Genomic DNA, 6943 nt, shown 5'->3' with positions numbered 1-6943 from the left:
GCTTCGAATCGTGTTGCGCCGGACCAGCCCGCATATCTGGCGACGTGTTGTGGTGCGGAGCGATTCCACCCTGGGCCAGTTGCATCAGACCGTACAAGCCCTTTTCGGTTGGGTCGACTCGTGGCCGCATCGATTTGTTCTTCGCGGCCGTTCGCTGGGCGCCTCAGCCACGACCGCCGTTTCGTCTTGGCCGGCTCCAGAGGTACTTCTTTCCGAGTTCAAGCTGCTAGCCAAAGAGAGGTTCTTCTATGACTACGGCTTCGACGGCGTCAATGTCCCGGTCTGGCGGCACGACATTCGATTTGAAGCTGCACTGGTTGCGGATCGAGAGCGACTTCCGCACTCCATCGGCGGCGTGGGCAGTCCGCCGTTGGAACAAACCGGCAGCCCGCAGGAACTCTCCAATCTGGCTGATCTTTTCACGCTTCAGTTCGTGCTGAATCAATTGACGGAGTTGGTTGATCGTGGAACCAGCGATGCGCAGCTGGCTCAACACATGAGGCACCTTCGACCCTGGCTTACGGCGGAGCGGTTCAACCGGAAGTCGGCCAACCGGCACCTTCAGGCCAGCCTGGGAGGTGCGGAGTGAAGGTAAAGATTCAAGTCATCATCGAAAGCGACGACGGGCGCGTTCAGGACGTTGAAGAAGTTGCCTGTCTGAAGCGTGGAACCCTATCGCCGGAGGAACTGGGGTTGAACCTGGCGGAGGCCAAAGAAATTCTGCAAGCTGTGCAGCGATCGATGACCGAGCATCAGGTCGGCGATTACACGGCTGAGCGAATCAACTGCCCGTGCTGCGGTCAGCGGCGAGTGCAGAAGGGCCACCATCCGATCCTGTTCCGCACCCTGTTTGGGAAGCTGACATTGAACAGCCTGCGACTGCACCACTGCGATTGCCAGCCAATGTCCAGCAAGACATTCAGTCTGCTGGCAGAACTGCTGCCGGAGCGCACTGCGCCGGAGCTGCTGTATTTGGAAGCCAAGTGGTGCACGCTCCTATCTTTTGGAATGACGTTTGATCTGTTGCAGGAGGTTCTGCCGATGAGCGAAGAACTCAACGTGACCACCTTGCGCGCCAATCTGCACAAAGTGGCCGTGCGGTTGGAATCCGAGTTAGGAGAAGAGCGCCAAAGCTTTATGGAGAGCGGCTCGCATTCCAAACCGATGAACTCGATGCCGGAGCCAAAGCCTCCACTGGCTGTAGCTCTCGATGGCGCCTACGTGCATGCCGCGGGGAACGTAGAGCGCAAGGAGAGATGGTTCGAGGTGGTCGTCGGCAAAAGCATCACCGCCCCTGGCGAAGGCAAGTACCTTGGCTTCGTGCTCAACTATGATGAGAAGCCCAAGCGGCGGCTGTACGAGACCTTGCGATTGCAAGGTCTGGCATTGGACCAGCCCGTGACCTTCTTCAGCGATGGAGAGGATACACTACGCCAACTGCAGATGTACGTGAGCCCACGGTCGGAGCACATCCTGGATTGGTTCCACATCACGATGAAGTTGACGGTGATAAGCCAGATGCGCAAAAGCCTCGTGGGAGCAGAGCCGGCAGACTGGCTGGGCGAAGTCGAGAAAGATTTGGAAAGCCTGAAGTGGCACTTGTGGAATGGCAACGTCGATCAGGCATTGAGGCTGATCGATGGGCTGAAGATCATGCTCGATGGCGAACAGATGAGCCCGGAGCGACAAAAGCTGCTGCGCACGATTCGCGAGTTCGGCAACTACATCGCCACGAACCAGGCCTACATCCCCGACTACGGCGACCGCCATCGCAATGGCGAACGAATCAGCTCCGCTTTTGCCGAGTCGGCCGTAAACCAACTTGTCAGTCGGCGAATGGTCAAGCAACAACAAATGCATTGGACCGAGCGAGGTGCCCACCTGCTGTTACAGGTCCGCGCACAAGTGATGAACGGCGATCTGCGAAGCACTTTCAGACGCTGGTATCCAGGCATGAAAGCGGGTTCCGAAGACCCACTTCGCCGCGTAGCCTGATCTCAAGTTGGCCGGCTCCGGGAAGCAGAATCAAATCCGCCACCCCCCGTTTTTTTAGTGATTCGAACGAAGGCGGTTCCTCGCCCGCGAGTTCCTTCGTGAAGAACAGATCGGGGGAAGCAGGAGTTGCATCTGCGCGTTTCTTCGGCATCGGCGGAAATAACTTTGGTGGGGAATAAGGAATTCACAAGACGGGAAGCGATTCTAGCTTGCGCCATGCAGAGAGCGATGGCTTAAGCACGGATACCGGCACGATCGATTCTGCATTCCAGTGTACATGGCGTCGCCCGCGATAGGATAGTCATTGAAATGAAGACCACTGACCCGAGGCGACGATGAGCGGCGGCAAACTCGATCTGCAACGAATTCGCAGGGCGATCCGCGGGAGCGGCAACGAGACCATCTTCTTTCTGCTCGATGACGCCATCTCGCTTCTTCCTCCAGCCAAGCTCCGCCAGTTGCTCGCACAATATATGAAACCGGAGCAGTTCGTCTCCGATGTCGCAGTGAAGCATGAACTCCTTGCCGAGGTTCAGGCCTTTCAGAAGGCATGTCTTGCCGGCGAATACTACGAAGCATTTGACGTCAACTCGAAGAATTGCACGCAGAGTTCCCTGGGAACGCTGGCCTGGATTGCCGATTTTCGGCGGCTGCTTTTCCGCTGTGTGGAGCAAGCGAAGAAGCCGAATGTGGCCGGCGTGCGCTGCGCGTTTGATATTCTGTTCGAACTTCTGGACCGCTTCGACGATGCGGACGACAGGATGGTCTTCTTTGCCGACGAGGGAGGGTCGTGGATGGTTGGCATCGACTGGAAGCAAGTGCTGCCTGCATGGTTTCGCGTTCTAGCGGCTACGGCGGATCCGGCCGAATATGCGCGGCGCTTCGAAACATTTGTCGACCGCCACTGCAATTACCAGCGTGCGGAATTGCTTGCGGAAGCACGCCAAGTCGCGACTCCTTCTCAACGGAAAGAGCTTGCGGAACGGTAATGCCGCGAGAATCATGCGGTCAGCAGTCTGCCCTTGTCCGGTACAGCCGGTGATGGCATAACCATCGGGGTTTGCCGAGAGTTATCGGCTTTGATCTTCAGATGAGCCTCTTCGCGGCGGCGCATTCGCCATGTTCGAAGGCGTCTACGAATGGCTCAAGCTCTTCTTCACTCATGCCAATACTTTGTCCAGTCTTGCGCCAACCATTCACGGCTTGCATAACGTCGCTCAAGATCTCCTTGGCCCGCGAAGCCGTGATGCGGAAATAAGCAATCACGGACATGAGGGCATCGATGGTCATGTCAGGGCCAGCATCTTCGGATATCCACGTCTTCAATTCACGCACGCGCTCGGGTGACGGGTTAATGTCAAAGGCGGGCGACAACCGCCAGAATTCCCTATCTACATGCAGGAAGCCGTGATTGCGCAAGTGGTCGTCCACATTCGTAATCAAAATCGAGAAGGCAATGCGCCTCCACAACTCTTCGATATCGGCTTGTGCGTCGGCCCCGTGTACGCGGATTGCGTCCACGATCTCGGTGTAGGTATGTTCCTCGGGTTCCGTCACCTCAACACCCAGCATGGTCGCGGCGGAGACATACATTACGCGATGGCCGCTGTTTTGGCGGTCGAAGCGGCGGACGAGTGCGACCGGCAAATCTTCGCTCTGGACGATACGCGCCGTGGCTGCATCGATCCCGGCCTTTCTGGCAAGCGTCAGAGCGAGCACTTCTCCCTTGGTAACGGCGCGCTCGTCTGCGATGCTCGGAAACTTGCCGATGCAGAGCGAGCCGTCTTCGTCAATGACCGTGCATTTCGGGCGCATGCCGCCAAGCGACGTGCCTCGGCCGCGTAAGTATGCAAGGTCCGCTGCCGTCTCTTTGTTCGCCTCGACAGCGCGCGACGCGCTCAACAAATGTCCAAGCTCGATGAGTGGCGGAGCGGTCCGGCGCCCTTCTTCCTGCGCGCGCTGAAACACGCCCTCTTCGTCGCGAAAACGAAGCGCGCCGACACGGCTGAAATCATCCACAGCCAGTAAATAATCAAGTGCGTTGAGCGGCTGCGCTTCTTCTTTTCCTTCACGGCGCAATTTCTGTCTGCGCTTGATGTGGTCGCGCATGATGATGCGCTTTGCCCACCCATCGGGCTCGGTGTCGGCAATCGCGGCATGAAATATAGAACCGTCTTTTGACTTGCGATGAAACTGTGGTCCCGCCTGGAGCGGAAGCGTCGGCCCGAGAGCGAAACGCGCGGGGGCGCCGAGCCAGCCCGCACCATACTCGAAAGCGGCGCTTTCGCGACGCCCTTGCAGGTCGTAGCGCAGCGTGCCGACCTCGACCCCATCGCCCAGCATCACGTCGATATTCCGCTTCATGATTGCGGCACCTGTGCTTTCTTCATGCGCACGCGCTTGGGCAGACGTTCTTCATCGAGCAGAAGGCCGGTATCGTCGCGGCTCACGTCGATAAGAGCGCCAAGAGGATCGCCAAAGCCCAAGACGAAAAGCGCCATCGCATACACGCCAAGGCCGACTTTGGGATCTCCCTTCTCTGCGCGGAGGTAAGTATTCTTGGCAACGCCCATGCGCTCGGCGACGGCAAGGATTGTGAGCCCACGTTTCCGCCGCGCGGTTGCGAGGTCGCTGCCGAATTTGGTCAGCGACCGCTTGACGGCGGGGGGCAGAACATCTGACACATTCGATCTCATTGATAAGGCTCCATACATAAAGCCCTATGGCCTTATATGGTCCAATATATAGGACTTTGTTGAGAATGTCCAGATCGAATGAATTCAAGGAGCAAGGTTTTGCGTGCCGATGCAGCGTCACGGACTCGCAGTTCGGAGACTTGATGGAAGGCGGCCACCATTCGTACGGCCACGTCGATTGCCAAGGTCAGCCACGGCCGGCCAATTGGAAGCCGGCGCTCGTTGTCTACCACGATCACATCCACGGGGGTGTGATCCAGAGTGCGGCAATAATTCGGAGGTCGCCTTTGATTGAGGCCGGCGTAATCTGGATCGATGACCGAACAAGTGCCTTTCAAATGCCTGATTCTACGAGCGGTTCTCCATCATGTGAGTCCCATGGTGATCCGCCAGATAGCGGTCTCCGATCAGACGAGTTTGCCGGAATTCAACGACACGTTTTGCGCCATCCTGGGCTGGGGCGGCAATTTGGGATATATCTTCCGTGTCCACGCCCAGGAATTCAACAGTTTTCGGCGGAAGACACGTTCCAAGGCCCTACATGAGTTCAGATTGCACCGGCAAGAAAAGTTCCTCTACATCTGCGACACCCTGCACATGTGGGAGTGGGATATTCAAGTCCTCGACATTCACGAGGGCACGAAGGAAGACATAGAGCCGGCTTGTCTGGGTGGGCGTGGCGCAACGCCACCGGAGCTGTGCGGCGGCCCGACAGGCTACCGGCTTATGCTGAAGCGACAAAATGAGGGAAGCAAGATGTTAGCACCGGCCATGGTGGAGACCGGCATTCTGATGTTGGCGGAAGCTTGTCCGAATCAGCCACGCGAGACCTGGGAGTTGTTGCGCACCGCGATGGACGACGGTCTCCGGAGCATAGATCAGAGACTCAAAGAAAGTGGCCCCTTGGAGCCTGAGCGATTCAGCGTGCAGGAAGCCAACGAGCGTTTGAGGATCTTCACGCAGCGGCGGCGGGGGTTCTGGTCATGAACATCCGGATCGAAGTAGTATGCGTGAGTGCTGACGGCCGGGAACAACGCAGACAGCTGTCGGGAATCGAACGGCAAGAGTTAGCGATGGAGACCCTCGGCATGAGCCTGGCTGAGAGCAAGGCGTTGCTCGAAGGTGTGCAGGACTTTATGGTCGTACAACAGGTTAGCGAGAATCTGGAGCAAAGACGTGCGTGTCTCCATTGCGGTCGTCGGCACACGACGAAAGGCTCTGGAAATACACCTGTCAACACCCTGTTCGGGCTGGTGAATGTGCCAAATCCGCGGTGGAACCGATGCGCCTGCCAGACCGAAGGCCCGGAAACATTCCGGCCGACGGCAGCATGGCTCCAAGGGCGAACCAGCGTGGAAATGCTGTATCTGGAGAGCAAGTGGGCGTCGCTGATCCCCTTCGCAAAGGTTGCTGACTTACTGACGGAAGTATTGCCGATTGGAGGCTCCGCCAATCATGAAAGCGTCCGCATCCACCTGCAGTCGACAGCGGAACGAATCGAGCAGGAACTGGGCCGGGAGCGGCAGCTCAATGAGTACGAAGGCTCGGAAGACGATTGGGAGCAACAGCCGCTTCCAGACGGTCCGATCACCGTTGGCATCGATGGCGGCTACGTTCGAGCGGCACATAAACAGGGGTGTTTTGAAGTGATCGCCGGCAAGAGCGTCGTTGCCTTCCGGCGTGAGGATGCAACCGAAGTACCCTCGGCGAAGTGTTTCGGCTTTGTGCAAACCTATGACGAAAAGCCACGCCGGCGGCTCTGGGAGCTGATGAAGTCGCAAGGAATGCAGGAGAATCAACAGGTGGTATTTATGTCCGATGGGGGCCAGGACGTCCGACGTGTGCAGCAGTACCTTCATCCATTCAGCGAGCATCTGCTGGACTGGTTTCACATCACAATGCGGCTGACGGTCCTCCAGCAGCAGACAAAAGGGCTTCAGCAAGAGCGGCCGGAAACTGGCGCCGATGTCGCGAAGCAGCTGGAGAGCATCAAGCACCTTCTTTGGCACGGAAACACTCCGGAAGCGCTCGAACGGATGACCGGGCTAACCATCGATCTAAGCCTGATCCAGGCGCATTCAATTCCTGCGGCGAAAGTTGCCAACGGGCTAGCCGAATTCGAGATCTACATCAAGAACAACTGCGAGTTCATTCCAAACTTTGGCGAGCGATGGCGACAAGGCGAAAGGATCAGCACGGCATTCGTTGAGTCGACGATCAACCAAGTGGTCAGCAGACGGTTCGTTAAGAAA

General features: G+C 57.5%; 7 protein-coding genes. 5 read left to right on the top strand and 2 right to left on the bottom strand.

The window, feature by feature from the left end; genetic code table 11:
* The 3 genes from ROO76_17010 to ROO76_17000 all read left to right on the top strand — a co-directional run.
* On the top strand, positions 1-589 hold a 589-nt coding region (locus ROO76_17010), incomplete at its 5' end, for a plasmid pRiA4b ORF-3 family protein (GenBank protein ID MDT8069865.1).
* The gene (locus ROO76_17005; protein MDT8069864.1) at positions 586-1995 is read left to right on the top strand and encodes an ISKra4 family transposase; all 1410 of its coding nucleotides are present in this window, start codon (positions 586-588) and stop codon (positions 1993-1995) included. The genes ROO76_17010 and ROO76_17005, both read left to right, overlap by 4 nt.
* Positions 1996-2330: 335 nt before the next feature.
* Positions 2331-2984: a hypothetical protein gene (locus tag ROO76_17000; protein MDT8069863.1), complete on the top strand. Its 654-nt coding sequence runs from the start codon at positions 2331-2333 to the stop codon at positions 2982-2984.
* Positions 2985-3081: 97 nt separating this feature from the next.
* Here the strand turns inward: ROO76_17000 and ROO76_16995 are convergent, their stop codons facing one another.
* Both ROO76_16995 and ROO76_16990 read right to left on the bottom strand, forming a co-directional pair.
* Entirely contained in the window at positions 3082-4359 is a 1278-nt protein-coding gene (locus tag ROO76_16995; GenBank protein ID MDT8069862.1) for a type II toxin-antitoxin system HipA family toxin, read from the bottom strand.
* Positions 4356-4691, bottom strand: coding sequence for a helix-turn-helix transcriptional regulator (locus ROO76_16990; protein MDT8069861.1), 336 nt, complete (start codon positions 4689-4691; stop codon positions 4356-4358). Before ROO76_16990 ends, ROO76_16995 begins: the two co-directional genes overlap by 4 nt.
* Positions 4692-5006: 315 nt before the next feature.
* Here ROO76_16990 and ROO76_16985 point away from each other — a divergent pair, with 315 nt between their 5' ends.
* Together ROO76_16985 and ROO76_16980 are read left to right on the top strand one after the other, a co-directional pair.
* Entirely contained in the window at positions 5007-5678 is a 672-nt protein-coding gene (locus ROO76_16985) for a hypothetical protein (GenBank protein MDT8069860.1), read from the top strand.
* A partial coding sequence (locus ROO76_16980; GenBank protein MDT8069859.1) for an ISKra4 family transposase occupies positions 5675-6943 on the top strand: 1269 nt, incomplete at its 3' end. The genes ROO76_16985 and ROO76_16980, both read left to right, overlap by 4 nt.

Source organism: Terriglobia bacterium, from assembly GCA_032252755.1.
Classification (GTDB): Bacteria; Acidobacteriota; Terriglobia; order Terriglobales; family Acidobacteriaceae; genus JAVUPY01.
Note: the sequence above shows the minus strand (reverse complement) of the source record. Positions and strands in the feature narration are given on the sequence as shown.

What these genes read in the sequence shown, in the direction of transcription:
- ROO76_16985 (MDT8069860.1), top strand. Translation starts at nt 5,007, where the DNA reads ATGACCGAACAAGTGCCTTTCAAATGCCTGATTCTACGAGCGGTTCTC.
- ROO76_17000 (MDT8069863.1), top strand. Translation starts at nt 2,331, where the DNA reads ATGAGCGGCGGCAAACTCGATCTGCAACGAATTCGCAGGGCGATCCGC.
- ROO76_16990 (MDT8069861.1), bottom strand. Translation starts at nt 4,691, where the DNA reads ATGAGATCGAATGTGTCAGATGTTCTGCCCCCCGCCGTCAAGCGGTCG.
- ROO76_16995 (MDT8069862.1), bottom strand. Translation starts at nt 4,359, where the DNA reads ATGAAGCGGAATATCGACGTGATGCTGGGCGATGGGGTCGAGGTCGGC.